This window comes from Pseudomonas putida, from assembly GCF_001636055.1.
Classification (GTDB): Bacteria; Pseudomonadota; Gammaproteobacteria; order Pseudomonadales; family Pseudomonadaceae; genus Aquipseudomonas; species Aquipseudomonas machongensis.
Map to the genome: position 1 here is coordinate 2,218,655 of NZ_CP011789.1, position 16,227 is coordinate 2,234,881.

The following is a 16,227-nucleotide window of genomic DNA, read 5'->3' on the forward strand; positions in this document are numbered from 1 at the left end:
GCTCGAATAGGGCGAGTATGCCTTGATTCCACGTCAGCCTCGTTCAGAGTTTGTGACAATTGTTGAGTGAGCTCGGCGGCCAAACAGGCCTAGCCTGACGGGGCGATTACGCTTGCGGAGCTTTACTTCATGCGCACAGGGATGTCTGCGCTGGCGCTCGGGTTGTTGAGCCTGGGTCTCTTGCCTGCCTTGCCGTCGGTCGGATGGCTGTTCCTTCTGTTCTTGTCGGCACTGATGTGCCTGTTCACTCGCGTCTGGCCGATAGGGTGGTTCCTGCTGGGGCTGAACTGGGCCTGCTGGTCGGCGCAGCAGGCCCTTGATGATCGCCTGATCGCCGAGCTCGATGGGCGCACGCTGTGGCTGGAGGGCAGGGTGACGGGGCTGGCGACGCAGTCCGGGCGCAGCGTGCGTTTCGAGCTGGACGAGGCACAGTCCCGGCGTGCGAAGTTACCCCGCCGGATGCAACTGAGCTGGTTCGACGGTCCCATGGTCCGGACTGGCGAGCGCTGGCGGCTCGCGGTCAACCTCAGACGCCCTCAGGGGCTGCTCAATCCCCATGGTCCCGACCGCGAAGCGATGCTGCTGGCACGGCGCATTGGTGCCACAGGAACGGTCAGGGCCGGGGAGATGCTGGCCCCGGCGAGCGGGGGCTGGCGCGACAGGCTGCGCCAGCGCTTGCTGGCGGTGGACGCCCAAGGGCGGGAGGTGGTGCTGGCGGCGTTGGTGCTCGGTGACGGTTCTGGGCTGGCGCGGGAGGACTGGCAGGCCTTGCAGGCGACCGGCACCGTGCACCTGATGGTGATTTCGGGGCAGCACATTGGCTTGCTGGCGGGGCTGATCTATGGGCTGGTTGCCGGACTGGCCCGTCTGGGTGCCTGGCCAGGGAGGCTACCGTGGTTGCCCTGGGCGTGCGGCCTGGCGATGGCGGCAGCCTTGGCCTATGGCGCCCTGGCTGGCTTTCAGGTGCCTGTGCAGCGTGCATGCCTGATGCTGGCCACTGTCTTGGTCTGGCGTCTGCGCTTTCGTCATCTGGGGGCGTTCTTCCCCTTGTTGCTGGCTTTGGTCGGTGTATTGCTGTTCGAGCCCCTGGCCAGCCTGATGCCGGGCTTCTGGCTGTCTTTCGCGGCGGTGGCAGTGCTGATCTACTGCTTCAGCGCGCGTCTGGGTGGCTGGCGGCCCTGGCAGGCCTGGAGTCGTGCTCAATGGGTGATCGCCATCGGTTTGCTGCCCGCGATGCTGGCGCTGGGTCTGCCTGTCAGCCTCAGCGCGCCGTTGGTCAATCTCCTGGCAGTACCCTGGATCAGCCTGGCGGTGTTGCCATTGGCCCTGCTCGGAACGGCGACGCTGCCGTTGGCAGGGGTGGGGGAATCGTTGCTGTGGCTGGCAGGTGGGTTGATCGACCTGATGTTTCGCGCGCTCGGCCTGCTGGCCGAATGGCGTCCACCCTGGACGCCCCCGCCGCTTTCGCTGTGGGCGTGGACGCTGGTGTGTGCGGGCGCGTTGCTGCTCTTGCTGCCACGCGGCGTGCCGCTGCGAGGACTGGGGGCGGTGATGCTGCTGGCGCTGTGGGCGCCTCGCGAGCAGGTGCCGCACGCAGAGGTGGAAGTCTGGCAACTGGACGTGGGTCAAGGCCTGGCGGTGCTGTTGCGCACGCGGCATCACAGCCTGCTCTACGATGCCGGGCCGGCGATGGGCACCAGTGACCTTGGGCAGAGCGTGGTGCTGCCGACCTTGCGCAGGCTGGGTGTCAACCAGCTCGATCTGATGCTGATCAGCCATGCACATGCCGACCACGCCGGCGGCGCTCTCGCCGTGCAGCGCGGCCTGCCGGTGGTGCGGGTGCTGGCTGGCGAAGCACGGGAGTTGCCCGCAGTCTTGGACGCGCAGGTGTGCAGCAGTGGTGAGCGCTGGGAGTGGGATGGCGTGATGTTCTCGCTGTGGCACTGGCCCAGTGGCAAGAACAGCAACGACCGCTCCTGTGTGCTGCTGGTCGAGGCCCAGGGTGAGCGCTTGCTGCTGGCTGGCGACATGGAGGCCGGTGCCGAGCGTGCCTGGCTGGAGTCCGCCGATGCGGCGCGTATCGACTGGCTGCAGTCCCCGCATCATGGTAGCCGTAGTTCCTCCACCGAGCCTTTCATCCGCGCCATCGCGCCGCGTGGCGTGATGATTTCCCGTGGGCGACACAATGGTTTCGGTCACCCGCACCCGCAGGTGATCGAGCGCTATCGGCGGCATGGGCTGGCAGTGCATGACACGGCACTGCAAGGGGCGCTGCGCCTGCGACTGGGCAGGCACGGAGAGGTCGAGGGATTGCGTGCGCAGCGGCGCTTCTGGCGTGAGCCGCCTTCCTAGGCCGTGCACACCTGAAATATGCTGGTCACCCGCCAGCCCCTGACCTTCGGCAGATGAGCCCCATGTCTGCCTATGGTAGAGTGGCGGCCTTTTTCAGGGGGATGCTTACTGTGTGGGAATTGGTCAAGTCCGGCGGCTGGATGATGCTGCCGATCATTCTGAGCTCCGTCGCAGCCATGGCAATTGTCGTCGAGCGCCTGTGGACCCTGCGTGCCAGTCGCGTCACCCCGCCGCACCTGCTGGGCCAGGTATGGATGTGGATCAAGGACAAGCAACTGACCAGTGACAAGCTCAAGGCTTTGCGCGCCGACTCCCCCTTGGGCGAGATTCTCGCCGCGGGCCTGGCAAACTCTCGCCATGGCCGCGAGATCATGAAGGAATGCATCGAGGAGGCCGCCTCCCGGGTCATCCACGAGCTCGAGCGCTACATCAGCACGCTGGGCACCATCGCTGCAATGGCGCCGTTGCTCGGTCTGCTTGGCACCGTACTTGGCATGATCGACATCTTCAGTGCGTTCATGGGCTCGCAGATGACTGCCAACGCCGCGGTGCTCGCCGGGGGTATTTCCAAGGCGCTGGTGACCACCGCAGCGGGCCTGATGGTTGGTATCCCCGCCGTATTCTTCCACCGTTTCCTGCTGCGCCGCATCGATGAGCTGGTGGTTGGCATGGAGCAGGAGGCGATCAAGCTGGTCGAGGTGCTGCAGGGCGATCGCGAGGTCGAGGTGGCCGGAGGCAAGGCGTGAAGTTCCGGCGCAATCGACAACGCGAGAACGTCGACATCAACCTTGCATCGCTGATCGATGTGGTGTTCGTGCTCTTGCTGTTCTTCGTGGTCACCACCACGTTCACCCGCGAGACCCAACTGCGTGTCGAGTTGCCCGAGGCCGCCAGCGGCGCACCGGCCGCGCCGCAGGATGGCAAGCTGGTGGAGGTGACGATCAGCGCCGATGGCGTGTATTCGGTGAACAACCACCTGCTGCCCAAGAGCGACCTGGCCACCCTGACCGAGGCCCTTGAGCGAGAGTCCGGGGGGGACAACACATTGCCTCTGGCGATCAGTGCCGATGGCAAGACCCCGCACCAGGCGGTGATCACGGCGATGGATGCTGCCGGCAAGCTCGGCTTCAGCCACCTGCGCATGACCACCGTCGAGGCGGCTCCGGGGACGCCCTGATGGCTTTCACCGATCGTCTGCTCGCGGCCTGGTACCAAGGCCATCCCGCTCTGGGACTGTTGCGCCCGCTCGAGGCCCTTTACCGGCGGGTGGTGACGCGCAAGCGTGCGCGTTTCCTGAGTGGCGAAAGCGCCAGCTATCGGGCTCCGGTGCCGGTCATCGTGGTGGGTAATATCACCGTCGGGGGGACCGGCAAGACGCCCATGATCCTCTGGCTGATCGAGCATTGCCGAAGCCTGGGGCTGAAGGTCGGCGTGGTCAGTCGTGGATATGGCGCCAAGCCGCCTCATTTCCCCTGGCGGGTCCGCGCCAGTCAGAGCGCTGCGCAGGCCGGAGACGAACCGTTGCTGATCGTGCAGCGTACCGACGTGCCGCTGATGATCGACCCTGACCGATCCCGTGCCGTGCGAGCGCTGTTGGCCAGCGAGCCCTTGGACCTGATTCTCTGTGATGACGGCATGCAGCATTACCGGCTGGCGCGCGACCTGGAGCTGGTGCTGATCGACGCGGCCCGTGGTCTCGGCAACGGCCGATGCCTGCCGGCCGGCCCGTTGCGTGAGCCGGTCGAGCGCCTGGATGACGTCGGTGCAGTGCTGCACAACGGTGCGACCGTCGATCCGCCGCGTGGATTCGCGTTCGGTCTGCGCCCGAGTGCATTGGTCAACCTACGGACCGGCGAGCGTCGTCCGCTCGAGCATTTTCCTGCCGGTCAGGCCCTGCATGCCGTGGCTGGCATTGGCAACCCACAACGTTTCTTCAACACCCTGCAAGGGCTAAACTGGCAGCCCGTGCCGCACCCTTTCGCCGACCATGCGCAGTTCGATGCCCAGAGCCTGGCATTCGAGCCACCGCTGCCATTGGTCATGACTGAAAAGGACGCGGTGAAATGCCGTGACTTTGCAGGTGACGACTGGTGGTACCTGGCCGTTGATGCCGAACCGTCTCCATCCTTCGTCGCCTGGTTCGATGCGCAGCTCGCTCGTCTGCTGCCTTGAATCACTTCCACTTTCCGGCCTCCGGCCTCAAGGACACCTCCATGGACACCAAACTGCTCGATATCCTGGCCTGCCCGATCACCAAAAGCCCACTCAAGCTCAGCGCCGACAAGACCGAGCTGATCAGCAAGGGCGCCGGCCTGGCCTATCCGATCCGCGACGGCATCCCGGTCATGCTGGAGAGCGAGGCGCGCACCCTGAGCGACGACGAGCGCCTGGACAAATGAGCCTGAATTTCACTGTGGTGATTCCTGCCAGGCTGCGCTCCACGCGCCTGCCAGGCAAGCCGTTGCTACCGATCGCCGGCAAGCCAATGATCCAACATGTCTGGGAACAGGCCCTCAAGAGCGGTGCCGCACGTGTAGTCATTGCTACCGACGATGCCAGCATTCTCGAAGCATGCCAGGCCTTTGGCGCCGAAGTGCTGATGACGCGTGCCGACCATGAGTCGGGTACCGACCGTTTGGCCGAGGTGGTCGCGCATCTGGGTCTGCCGCCAGACGCCATCGTAGTCAACGTGCAGGGCGACGAGCCGTTGATTCCGCCGGTGATCATCGACCAAGTGGCCGCCAATCTGGCGGCTCACCCCGAGGCGGGTATCGCAACCCTGGCCGAACCGATCCACGAGCCGCAAAGCGTGTTCAACCCCAACGCGGTCAAGGTGGTCAGCGACAAGAATGGCCTTGCCCTGACCTTCAGTCGTGCGCCGCTGCCATGGGCGCGCGATGCCTTCGCCAAAGGCCGCGACCTGTTGCCGGAAGGGGTGCCGTATCGTCGTCATATCGGCATGTATGCCTACCGTGTCGGCTTCCTGCAGGATTTCGTCGGTTGGGGCCCGTGCTGGCTCGAGCAGACCGAGGCGCTGGAGCAGTTGCGGGCGCTTTGGCATGGGGTGCGTATCCATGTCGAGGATGCCATCGAAGCGCCGGCAGTGGGTGTCGATACCCCTGAAGACCTGGAGCGCGTACGGCGCTTGCTGGAGGCCTGATGCGCGTATTGTTCGTCTGCCTGGGCAACATCTGCCGTTCACCCACCGCCGAGGGTGTTCTGCGCCACCAATTGCAGGCTGCAGGGCTTGCAGAGCGCGTGCACGTGGCCTCAGCAGGCACCGGAGACTGGCACGTGGGCAAGGCGCCCGACAGCCGTACCTGCAAGGCTGCACTGGTACGGGGTTATGACTTGTCGCGCCAGCGCGCACAGCAGGTCAAGGCCGCTCACTTCGGTGAGTACGACCTGATCCTGGCCATGGACAAGAGCAATCTGGGTAACCTGCAGGCGCTACGCCCGCAGGATGCTCGCGGCGAGCTCGACCTGTTCCTGCGCAGGTATGGCGCGATGCTGGATGAGGTGCCGGACCCTTACTATGGCGGTGCCGAAGGTTTCGAGCAGGTGCTGGACCTGATCGAAGCGGCCTGTCGCGAGCTGGTCGTGGAAATCAAGGGGCGGTTATGACAGCGCAGTGGCAGGAGCGTGTATCGCTCAAGCCGTTCAACACCTTCGGTATCGACGTCAAGGCGCGCTACCTCGCTTTGGCCCATGACGACGATGAAATCCGCCAGGCTCTGGCAGTGGCTGCGCAACGGCAGTTGCCGGTGCTGGTGGTCGGCGGCGGCAGCAACCTGCTGCTGACCCGCGACGTCGATGCCTTGGTACTGCACATGGCCAGTCGTGGCCGACGCATCCTCAGTGACGATGGCGAGCGTGTCGTGATCGAGGCCGAGGCAGGCGAGCCCTGGCACCCGTTCGTGCAATGGAGCCTGGCGCAGGGCCTGTGCGGGCTGGAGAACCTCAGCCTGATTCCCGGCACGGTCGGGGCGGCACCGATGCAGAACGTCGGTGCGTACGGGGTCGAGATCAAGGATGTGTTCGCAGGCTTGACCGCTCTGGACCGTGAGACCGGCCAGCTGCGCGACTTCACGTTGAACGAGTGTGCGTTCGCCTATCGCGACAGTGTGTTCAAGCGCAACCCGGGCCGTTGGTTGATCCTGCGTGTGCGTTTTGTGCTGAGCCGTACATTGCGTGCGCACCTGGACTACGGGCCGGTTCGACAGCGCTTGCAAGAGCAGGGCGTGCAGGAAGTGACTGCACAGGCCATCAGCGATGCCATCTGCAGTATTCGTCGCGAAAAGCTTCCGGATCCGGCAGAGCTGGGCAATGCTGGCAGCTTCTTCAAGAACCCGGTGGTCTCGGTGCAGTTGGCTGAGAGTATTCGCGCACGTTATCCGAGTCTGGTCGCCTATCCCCAGTCTGAGGGGCAGGTCAAGCTGGCGGCAGGCTGGCTGATCGAGCAGGCGGGCTGGAAGGGCTACCGTGAGGGTGATGCTGGTGTGCATCGCTTGCAGTCGCTGGTGCTGGTCAATTACGGCCAGGCGAGTGGCGCACAGTTGCACGCCCTGGCGCAGCGAATCCAGGCGGATATCCTTGAACGGTTTGGCGTCGAGTTGGAGATGGAGCCAAATCTGTACTGATCGCCACCACCAGGCTGGCCCGGCTTTCCTGGGTTTTGAGCGATAAAGAAAAACCCCCGCCAGTTCGCACTGGCGGGGGTTTTTCATTCAGCTGCTGGAATCAACCGTGGTGAGGTTTGTGCTCATCCTCGGTGGTTTCCAGTGCCGGGGCAGCTTCGGCGGCAGCCTGGGCTGCGGCAGCAGCAGCGGCAGCGGCTTCAGCCTCACGCTTGCGGCGACGCACTTCACGCGGGTCGTTCGGCGCACGGCCGTTCGGCAGCATGATGGTGGCCGCTTCTTCGACAGCCGGCTCTTGGGCCGGAGCAGTTTCAGCTACGGCAGGGGCAGGCTCTTCGGCAGGGGCTGCTTCAGCGACGACCGGTGCTGCCTCGACAGCCACTGGCTCGACCACGACAGGCTCGATCACTTCGGCTTCGACAGCGGGTGCTTGCTCTACGGCAGTTTCAGCAACCGGTGCCTTCTCCGCTTCGCTCGCTTCCACGGCCGGTGCTTCGGTGGCTGGCGCTTCGACTGCAGGCGCAGGCTCGCTGGTGGCCACTTCGGCCTGTGGTTGTGCAGGCGCTTCGACGACAGGCTCGATGCCTGGTTCGACCACGGTCACAGGCGCATTGACCGGCTGCTCGACGACAGGCGCGATCGCGACTTCCTCAGCTTTGGCGACAACCTCGGCCGGCTCGGCGGGCTGAACCACTTCACGGTCGTCAGCCTCCACGACAGTGGCGGTGGCGCGCTCGGCCTGCTCGTTGGCCTGGGCCTCGGCGTCGGCACTGATATTGCTGCTGGCAACGGCAGCGGTGACTGCCAGGCCTGCGGCCAGTTCGGCACCCAGCTCAGTGGCCTTGTGCTGCTGTGGCTGCTGCTCTTCGCCGGTTTCATCATCGCCGTCGATCAGTTCACCATTGGCATTGCGCTGGCGCTCACGACGGTTGCTGCGGCGACGCTGGCCACGGGAGCGGCGGCGAGGGCGTTCGCCATCGGCACCCTCCTGCTCATCCTGCAGCAGTTCTTCGTTAGGCAGTTGCTCCTCGCTCGCCTCGGCAGCCTGTTCGGCGGCACGTGGCTGGCGCTCTTCGCGCGGCTGGCGTGGTTGCCGTTCTTCGCGTGGTGCGCGCTCTTCACGCTCCTCGCGTGGTGCGCGTTCCTCACGGGCCGGGCGCTCTTCACGAGGTGCGCGCTCTTCGCGTGGGGCACGTTCTTCGCGTGGTGCGCGTTCCTCACGTGGCGCGCGCTCTTCGCGGGCTACGCGTTCCTCGCGAGGTGCGCGCTCTTCGCGTGGAGCACGCTCCTCACGGGCCGCCGGGGCGGTATCCAGTGGCTCGCGCAATTCGCGGACGCGTTCTTCACGATTACCACGGCGGTCTTCGCGTGGTTGACGAGGTGCACGTTCTTCGCGTGGTGCACGTTCCTCACGAGGTGCGCGTTCTTCGCGTGGTGCACGTTCCTCACGAGGTGCGCGCTCTTCGCGTGGAGCACGCTCTTCACGTGGCTGGCGCTCTTCGCGTGGGGTGCGCTCACTGCGCTCTTCACGCGGTTTGCGGTCTTCATCGCGACGGCCATTGCGGTTGCGGCTCTGCTGACGGCCGTTGCGGCGTTCCTCGTTGCGCTGGCTGCGCTCGGTGGTTGGCTTCTCGGGGGTGGCGGCGGGAGCGACGACGGGTTCTTCCTTGCCGGCGAACAGGCTGACCAGCGACTTGACCAGGCCCTTGAACAGGCTTGGCTCTGGCGCGGCGACAGGCGCTGGAGCGGTTGCAGCAGGTTTTTCTTCGCTCGGGCTAGGCTCGGGAGCGTTGGTACGAGCCGGAGCGGTCTTCACTGCAGCTTCCTGGCGAACCAGGGTGCGGGTAGCGGTTGGTTGCGGCGCTTCCTCGGCTTCGCTGGTGGCGATCTCGTAGCTCGACTGGTTGTTCAGCACGTCCGGATTGTCGTCGCGCAGGCGCTGGACTTCGAAGTGCGGGGTTTCCAGGTGGTCGTTCGGCAGGATGATGATGCGTGCACGGGTGCGCAGTTCGATCTTGGTGATCGAGTTGCGCTTCTCGTTGAGCAGGAAGGCGGCTACCGGGATCGGCACCTGTGCGCGTACCTCGGCGGTACGGTCCTTCAGTGCTTCTTCCTCGATCAGGCGCAGGATCGCCAGCGACAGGGACTCGACGTCACGGATGATGCCGGTGCCCGAGCAGCGCGGGCAGACGATGCCGCTGCTTTCGCCCAGCGACGGACGCAGGCGCTGGCGAGACATCTCCAGCAGGCCGAAGCGTGAGATGCGGCCGACCTGGACGCGGGCGCGGTCGGCTTCGAGGCATTCGCGAACGCGTTCCTCGACGGCGCGCTGGTTCTTGGCCGGGGTCATGTCGATGAAGTCGATGACGATCAGGCCACCGATGTCACGCAGGCGCAGCTGGCGGGCGATTTCCTCAGCCGCTTCCAGGTTGGTCTGCAGGGCGGTTTCCTCGATGTCGCTGCCTTTGGTGGCGCGCGCCGAGTTGATGTCGATGGAGACCAGGGCTTCGGTCGGATCGATGACGATCGAACCGCCGGACGGCAGGTCGACCACGCGCTGGAAGGCGGTCTCGATCTGGCTTTCGATCTGGAAGCGGTTGAACAGCGGGACGCTGTCTTCGTACAGCTTGACCTTGCTGGCGTACTGCGGCATCACCTGGCGGATGAAGGTCAGGGCTTCTTCCTGGGCATCGATGCTGTCGATCAGCACTTCACCGATGTCCTGGCGCAGGTAGTCGCGAATGGCGCGGATGATGACGTTGCTTTCCTGGTAGATCAGGAAGGGCGCGACGCGATCCTGGGAGGCTTCCTTGATGGCGGTCCAGAGTTGCAGCAGGTAGTCGAGGTCCCACTGCATCTCTTCGCTGCTGCGGCCCAGGCCGGCAGTGCGCACGATCAGGCCCATGTCGCCGGGAACGGTCAGGCCGTTGAGGGCTTCGCGCAGCTCGTTGCGCTCTTCGCCTTCGATGCGGCGGGAAATGCCGCCTGCGCGTGGGTTGTTCGGCATCAGGACCAGGTAGCGGCCGGCGAGGCTGATGAAGGTGGTCAGGGCAGCGCCCTTGTTGCCACGTTCTTCTTTCTCGACCTGGACGATGACTTCCTGGCCTTCGCTCAGCACTTCCTTGATGTTCACCCGACCTTCAGGCGACTTCTTGAAATACTCGCGGGAGATTTCCTTCAGCGGCAGGAAGCCGTGACGTTCGGAACCGAAGTCGACGAAGGCGGCTTCGAGGCTGGGTTCGATGCGGGTGATCTTGCCTTTGTAGATGTTGGCCTTTTTCTGCTCACGCGCGCCGGACTCGATATCCAGGTCGTAGAGGCGTTGGCCATCCACCAGGGCTACACGCAACTCTTCGGGTTGAGTTGCGTTAATCAGCATTCTTTTCATGTTGTACCGTCGGTTTCCGGGCTGCCGGAAACGGCGTTCGGCACACACGACTTCTCATGGTCGGTGCCAAGGTGCGCAAAGGGTGGCGTGCCACCCCCGTGTCCAACGACGTTCGGCACCAGCCGGTTGCCCAGCCTGCCGTTGTCGCGACGACGCGTCCTGTTTGCTGCGGTGCCTATCGCACTCAGTCAGGAGGAGGAATCAGCCGAGGGCCGTGGACGCCTCTGGGGCATCTGCAAACACCGGTTCCGCTCGCCGGGCCATTACAGTGGGCCGGTGGCCGGCCGTGCTGTACGGTCCGGGCTGTACATCTCCACCCTGCACGTATCCCTGATAATTCGGGTGCTGCCGCGCGCTGAATCCGCAACGGGTTGCATTTTTCGCCAGCGCAGATTCTGGGCTGGCGCCATTCATGTCCAAGGCAGGTATTTCCGAAGCATTCGCCAGGCGCTGCACGGAAGCGACGAGGCGGGGCAGGGGCATGCGAAAAAGAACAGGAGGGAGGTGAAACACCGCACTTGTCGTTTTTTTTCGTTCTTCTCTGCTCGGCGCTGGTGGCGATTCCAGGCATTTCGGTAAACTGGCGAAAACCCCGTCGGACGGCCTCGCGTCCTCGAGAATTGCGTTGGTCAGGGCCGGTTCGAAACCGTGCGGTACTGACCTACCGCTTTTGGCGGCGTTCGCGACTATAGCAGTAATCATTAAGTGCTTCAATTCCATAAAAAATTGTTATGATCCAGCAATGACGACCAATAATCCCCCGACTTCCGGCGTTCAGCTGATCGAAGTCGCGCCGGAACTTGCCGGCCAACGCATCGACAACTTCCTCATCACGGCCCTCAAGGGCGTGCCCAAGACCCTGGTCTATCGCATCCTGCGCAAGGGTGAGGTGCGGGTGAACAAGGGGCGCATCAAACCCGAATACAAGCTGCAGGCGGGTGACATCGTGCGCGTGCCGCCTGTCCGATTGCCCGAGCGCGACGAGCCGGCTCCTGTGGCGCAGGGGTTGCTACAGCGGCTGGAGGCGGCGATCGTCTACGAAGACAAGGCGCTGATCGTGATGAACAAGCCCGCCGGTATTGCCGTGCATGGTGGCAGTGGCCTGAGCTTCGGGGTGATCGAGGCGCTGCGCCAGTTGCGTCCGGATGCCAAGGAGCTCGAATTGGTGCACCGGCTGGACCGCGACACCTCGGGCCTGCTGATGATCGCCAAGAAACGCAGCATGCTTCGTCACCTCCACGCAGCGCTGCGTGGCGATGGCGTCGACAAGCGTTACATGGCGTTGGTGCGTGGGCACTGGCCAACGTCGAAGAAACAGGTCAATGCGCCCTTGCAGAAAAGCAACCTGCGCTCTGGCGAGCGCATGGTCGAAGTAGACGAAGAGGGCAAGGAAGCGTTGACGCTGTTCCGCGTGCTGCGTCGCTTCGGTGAGTTCGCCACGATGGTCGAGGCGCGTCCGATTACCGGTCGCACCCACCAGATCCGTGTGCACACGCTCCATGCCGGGCACATGATCGCCGGTGACAGCAAGTACGGCGATGAAGACTTCACCCGCGAAATTCGTGATCTGGGCGGCAAGCGCCTGTTCCTCCACGCTTATGCGTTGACCGTGCCCCTGCCGGACGGTGGCGAATTGAAGCTCGAGGCGCCGGTGGACGAGATGTGGGCCAAGACCGTGGAGCGCCTGAGTGCGACCTGACCTGTCATGAGCAAACCCTACGAGCTGCTGATCTTCGATTGGGATGGCACACTTGCCGACTCCATCGGACGCATCGTCGAAGCGATGAATGCCGCTGCCGAGCGTGCCGGCGAGGCTCCCAGTGCCGACGCTGCGGTCAAGGGCATCATTGGCCTGGCCCTGAGCGAGGCGATCTCGGTGCTCTATCCGCATCTGGATGCCCGGCAGCTCGAGATTTTTCGCCAGCACTATGCAGATATCTACACGGCGCTGGATCAGCAGCCCTCACCGCTGTTCGAAGGGGTGGTGGAGTCGCTGGAAGCCTTCCGTAGCGAGGGCTATCGTCTGGCGGTGGCCACCGGCAAGGCGCGTCGTGGGCTCGACCGGGTGCTCAAGGCCAATGGCTGGGAAGGGTATTTCGATATCACTCGGGCCGCTGATGAAACCCGCGGTAAACCCCATCCGTTGATGCTTGAGGAAATTCTCGCCCATTGCCGGGTCGAACCTGGCAGGGCGCTGATGGTCGGAGATTCGGCATTCGATCTGCAGATGGCCAGTAATGCAGGCATGCACTCGGTTGCGGTGGGGTATGGTGCGATGTCGCTGCAGGCGCTGAGCGAATTCGGGCCGCAGGTGTGCGTCGAGCATTTTTCACAGTTGCGTGAGTGGCTGGCTGGTCCCGCGCAGCTTCAACTCCAAGGTAGGTGAGCATGGCTGACGAGTGGAAAGCCCCTGAGTCCGAGGGTGCGGCGCAGGACAAGGAAGAGCGCAAGAGCTGGAAGCTGCTCGAAAAGACGCTCCTGGCGGGTGTTCAGGAGCAGCGTCGTGCGCGGCGCTGGGGGATCTTCTTCAAGCTGCTGACCTTTCTCTACCTGTTCGGTCTCCTGTTCCTGTTCTCTCCGCTGATGGATATGGAGAGCACGGCTTCGCGCAGTGCCAATCATACCGCCTTGGTGGAAGTGCGCGGGGTGATCGCCGATCAGGAAGCTGCCAGCGCCGACAACATCATCAAGAGCCTGCGCGAGGCGTTCAAGGACGCCAAGACCAAGGCTGTGGTGATGCGCATCAACAGTCCGGGCGGCAGCCCGGTGCAGGCGGGTTACGTATATGACGAGATTCGTCGGCTGCGTGCTGAATATCCGGCAATCAAGCTGTATGCGGTGATCACTGACCTTGGTGCTTCGGGCGCCTACTACATCGCCAGTGCGGCGGACGAGATCTACGCCGACAAGGCCAGCCTGGTCGGATCCATTGGTGTGACTGCCGCGGGCTACGGCTTCGTCGGCGCCATGGAGAAGCTTGGTGTCGAGCGTCGTGCCTATACCTCTGGTGAGCACAAGGCCTTCCTCGACCCGTTCTCGCCGCAAAAGCCTGAAGAGACAGCGTTCTGGCAGGGTGTGCTGGATACCACGCACAATCAGTTCATCGCCATGGTGAAGCAGGGGCGAGGTGAGCGTCTGAAGGACAAGGAGCATCCCGAGCTGTTCAGTGGTTTGATCTGGTCGGGCGAGCAGGCCAAGGCGCTAGGCTTGATCGATGGCCTGGGCAGTGCCAGCTATGTGGCGCGTGACATTGTCGGCGAGAAGGAGTTGGTGGACTTCACGGTGCAGGAATCGCCGTTCGATCGCTTCTCCAAGCGTATCGGTGCCAGCGTCGCCGAGCGTCTGGCCATGTACATGGGCTTCCAGGGGCCATCCCTGCGTTGAATCATGAGTGGGGCTGCCTGGCAGCCCCGTCTTTCAGGGTAGCTGCACACCTTCTGCGTGCAGCATGTCCACCAGGCGAATCAGCGGGAGCCCGATCAGGCTCGTCGCATCGCAGCCGTGGGTGCTCTGGAACAGTGTCACCCCCAATCCCTCCGCCTTGAAGCTCCCTGCGCAGTCCAGTGGTTGCTCTGCGTGCACGTAGCGCTCGACCCGTTCGCGGTCCAGTTCGCGCAGGGTTACGGTGAATGGTATGCAGTCGACCTGGCATTGCCCTGTGCTGCTGTTGAGCAGGGCGAGGCCGGTCAGGAAAGTGACTTGCTGGCCGCTGGCAGCCAGCAATTGCTCGCACGCGCGTTCGAAGGTGTGTGGCTTGCCAAGGATCTGCTCGCCCAGCACGGCGACCTGGTCCGAGCCGATGATCAGGTGTTGCGAATGGCTGTTCGCCAGGGCTTCGGCTTTTTGTCGGGCCAGGCGGCGAACCAGTTCGGTGGCCGGCTCCTCGGCATTGCGCCCTTCGTCTATATCGGGGCTTGCCCAGGTGAAAGGCAGGCGCAGGCGCTGGAGCAATTCGCGCCGGTAGGGGGAGCTTGAAGCAAGCAGCAGGGGAAGCATGGTAGACTCCTTCGCAATTGAACCGATTCTAACATGCGTGATGCCGCCTAATTTCCTTTGACAGGGGCGGGGGGCATCCCTAGAATGCTGCGCCTATGTTGAATGACCCGATTCCACCTCACGTTGACCCGCGCAAATTAGCCGATCGTGGCGTAACCCTCCAAGGTTCGCTGCAACTCGCTGATTTGGAAAGACTCTGCGACCCGCTTTCCGATAATGTCGGTACGGTGCAGGCGAAGTTCGATTTTGAGCGAGACGAGCAGCACGTTGTGGTTATCCACAGCGATCTGAATGTCGAAGTCAAAATGGTTTGCCAGCGTTGTCTTGAGCTGGTCACCCTGCCGATCCACAGCGAATGTACTTATGCCGTGGTGAAGGAGGGTGCGAATACCCAGTCGTTGCCGAAAGGCTATGACGTGCTGGAACTGGGCGAAGATCCTTTGGATCTGCAGGCGCTGATCGAGGAGGAGCTTTTGCTCGCCCTCCCCATCGTGCCTGCTCATCATCCGGAAGAATGCCAGCAGCCGGCGGGCGCAGACGAGCCCGAATCGAGCAAGGACGAGGTATCGCGGTCCAACCCGTTCAGTGTCTTGGCGCAGTTAAAGCGTGACCCAAACGTTTAGGAGTTAATCAATTATGGCTGTTCAGCAGAACAAAAAATCCCGCTCTGCCCGTGACATGCGCCGTTCGCACGACGCCCTGTCGGAAAACGCGCTGTCCGTAGAGAAGAGCACCGGTGAAGTACACCTGCGCCACCACGTTTCGCCAGAAGGCGTATACCGTGGTCGCAAAGTGATCGACAAGGGCGCTGACGAGTAATCCTTGTCCGCTCAGATCATCGCGATCGACGCAATGGGCGGGGACTTCGGTCCCCGCAGCATTGTCCAGGCTAGCATTGCCTGCCTTTCGGCTACCCCCTCGCTGCACCTGACCCTCGTCGGTCAACCCTCTCTCCTCGAAGAACTTGTCAGTGGCCTTGCAGCTGCCGATCGTGCGCGCCTGCAAATTGTCGCGGCGAGCGAGGTGGTGGGCATGGACGAGCGGCCTTCGCAGGCGTTGCGCGGCAAGCCTGATTCGTCGATGCGCGTCGCCCTTGAGCTGGTGCGTGACGGCAAGGCTCAGGCCTGTGTGAGCGCCGGGAACACCGGGGCGCTGATGGCGCTGTCGCGCTTTGTCCTCAAGACGCTGCCGGGCATCGATCGCCCCGCCATGGTGGCGGCGATTCCGACCCAGGCTGGCTATTGTCAGTTGCTTGACCTGGGGGCCAATGTCGATTGCAGTGCCGAGAACCTCTACCAGTTCGCCGTGATGGGGTCGGTGGCGGCTCAGGCCCTGGGGATCCAGCGACCGCGCGTGGCGTTGCTCAACGTCGGTACCGAGGATATCAAGGGCAACCAGCAGGTCAAACTGGCCGCCAGTCTGTTGCACAATGCCCGTGGGCTGAACTACATCGGTTTTGTCGAAGGCGATGGCCTGTATCGCGGCGAGGCGGATGTGGTGGTGTGCGACGGCTTCGTCGGCAATATCCTGCTCAAGTCCAGCGAAGGGCTGGCGAGCATGATCGGTGCGCGTATAGAGGCGCTGTTCAAGGGTGGGCTGTTTTCTCGTGCGGCCGGGGTGGTGGCGATGCCGTTGCTCAGGCGCCTGCAGGCTGACCTGGCGCCGGCGCGACACAATGGCGCAAGTTTTCTCGGTTTGCAGGGGATCGTCATCAAGAGTCATGGTTCGGCAGGCGTACAGGGCCTGCAGAGCGCCATCCAGCGCGCGCTGATCGAGATCCAGGAAAACCTGCCGCAGCGGCTGCACGGTCGTCTCGAAGACCTGTTGCTTTAGGCATATTGGCGATGAAGTGGT

At 63.5% G+C, this 16,227-nt stretch carries 16 protein-coding genes; 14 read left to right on the forward strand and 2 right to left on the reverse strand.

All coding sequences use genetic code 11. From position 1 onward, the window contains the following. Positions 1–129 precede the first annotated feature (129 nt). The 8 genes from AB688_RS10100 (at position 130) to murB (ending at position 6,992) form a co-directional block, all read left to right on the forward strand. Positions 130–2,352 (forward strand): DNA internalization-related competence protein ComEC/Rec2, encoded by a 2,223-nt coding sequence (locus tag AB688_RS10100; protein ID WP_063543820.1) that lies wholly within the window; start codon positions 130–132, stop codon positions 2,350–2,352. A 110-nt stretch (positions 2,353–2,462) separates the two neighbouring features. Beyond that, entirely contained in the window at positions 2,463–3,098 is a 636-nt protein-coding gene (locus tag AB688_RS10105) for a MotA/TolQ/ExbB proton channel family protein (protein WP_054893125.1), read from the forward strand. Beyond that, positions 3,095–3,529, forward strand: coding sequence for an ExbD/TolR family protein (locus tag AB688_RS10110; protein WP_054893058.1), 435 nt, complete (start codon positions 3,095–3,097; stop codon positions 3,527–3,529). Before AB688_RS10105 ends, AB688_RS10110 begins: the two co-directional genes overlap by 4 nt. Beyond that, positions 3,529–4,524: a tetraacyldisaccharide 4'-kinase gene (gene lpxK, locus AB688_RS10115; RefSeq protein ID WP_054893059.1), complete on the forward strand. Its 996-nt coding sequence runs from the start codon at positions 3,529–3,531 to the stop codon at positions 4,522–4,524. Before AB688_RS10110 ends, lpxK begins: the two co-directional genes overlap by 1 nt. 41 nt (positions 4,525–4,565) lie before the next feature. Further along, the gene (locus AB688_RS10120) at positions 4,566–4,751 is read left to right on the forward strand and encodes a Trm112 family protein (protein WP_054893060.1); all 186 of its coding nucleotides are present in this window, start codon (positions 4,566–4,568) and stop codon (positions 4,749–4,751) included. Then, entirely contained in the window at positions 4,748–5,512 is a 765-nt protein-coding gene (gene kdsB / locus AB688_RS10125) for a 3-deoxy-manno-octulosonate cytidylyltransferase (protein ID WP_054893061.1), read from the forward strand. Before AB688_RS10120 ends, kdsB begins: the two co-directional genes overlap by 4 nt. Next, positions 5,512–5,976, forward strand: a complete 465-nt coding sequence (locus AB688_RS10130; RefSeq protein WP_063543821.1) for a low molecular weight protein-tyrosine-phosphatase — start codon at positions 5,512–5,514, stop codon at positions 5,974–5,976. Before kdsB ends, AB688_RS10130 begins: the two co-directional genes overlap by 1 nt. After that, positions 5,973–6,992: a UDP-N-acetylmuramate dehydrogenase gene (gene murB, locus AB688_RS10135; protein WP_063543823.1), complete on the forward strand. Its 1,020-nt coding sequence runs from the start codon at positions 5,973–5,975 to the stop codon at positions 6,990–6,992. The genes AB688_RS10130 and murB overlap by 4 nt, the downstream gene beginning before the upstream one ends. A gap of 100 nt (positions 6,993–7,092) precedes the next feature. Here murB and rne read toward each other — a convergent pair whose 3' ends face one another. Continuing rightward, the gene (gene rne / locus AB688_RS10140) at positions 7,093–10,377 is read right to left on the reverse strand and encodes a ribonuclease E (RefSeq protein ID WP_063543825.1); all 3,285 of its coding nucleotides are present in this window, start codon (positions 10,375–10,377) and stop codon (positions 7,093–7,095) included. A gap of 742 nt (positions 10,378–11,119) precedes the next feature. Here rne and rluC point away from each other — a divergent pair. The 3 genes from rluC to AB688_RS10155 are packed head-to-tail and all read left to right on the forward strand — an operon-like array spanning position 11,120 to position 13,761. Further along, on the forward strand, positions 11,120–12,076 hold the full coding sequence (rluC, locus tag AB688_RS10145) for a 23S rRNA pseudouridine(955/2504/2580) synthase RluC (RefSeq protein ID WP_063543827.1): 957 nt from the start codon (positions 11,120–11,122) through the stop codon (positions 12,074–12,076). A gap of 6 nt (positions 12,077–12,082) precedes the next feature. Next, positions 12,083–12,763: an HAD family hydrolase gene (locus AB688_RS10150; protein WP_054893066.1), complete on the forward strand. Its 681-nt coding sequence runs from the start codon at positions 12,083–12,085 to the stop codon at positions 12,761–12,763. A gap of 2 nt (positions 12,764–12,765) precedes the next feature. Further along, on the forward strand, positions 12,766–13,761 hold the full coding sequence (locus tag AB688_RS10155; RefSeq protein WP_054893067.1) for a S49 family peptidase: 996 nt from the start codon (positions 12,766–12,768) through the stop codon (positions 13,759–13,761). Between the two features lie 33 nt (positions 13,762–13,794). Here AB688_RS10155 and AB688_RS10160 read toward each other — a convergent pair whose 3' ends face one another. Beyond that, positions 13,795–14,373, reverse strand: coding sequence for a Maf family protein (locus AB688_RS10160; RefSeq protein WP_063543828.1), 579 nt, complete (start codon positions 14,371–14,373; stop codon positions 13,795–13,797). 95 nt (positions 14,374–14,468) lie between these two features. Between AB688_RS10160 and AB688_RS26240 the strand changes: the two genes are divergently transcribed. Genes AB688_RS26240 through plsX form a run of 3 tightly spaced genes read left to right on the forward strand, consistent with a single transcriptional unit; the run spans position 14,469 to position 16,206 of the window. Next, on the forward strand, positions 14,469–14,996 hold the full coding sequence (locus tag AB688_RS26240) for a YceD family protein (RefSeq protein WP_081255215.1): 528 nt from the start codon (positions 14,469–14,471) through the stop codon (positions 14,994–14,996). 13 nt (positions 14,997–15,009) lie between these two features. Next, a complete protein-coding gene (rpmF, locus tag AB688_RS10170; protein ID WP_008096416.1) occupies positions 15,010–15,192 on the forward strand; it encodes a 50S ribosomal protein L32 in 183 nt (60 codons plus the stop codon). 3 nt (positions 15,193–15,195) lie between these two features. Then, a complete protein-coding gene (plsX, locus tag AB688_RS10175) occupies positions 15,196–16,206 on the forward strand; it encodes a phosphate acyltransferase PlsX (protein WP_081255216.1) in 1,011 nt (336 codons plus the stop codon). The last annotated feature ends 21 nt before the right edge of the window (positions 16,207–16,227 follow it).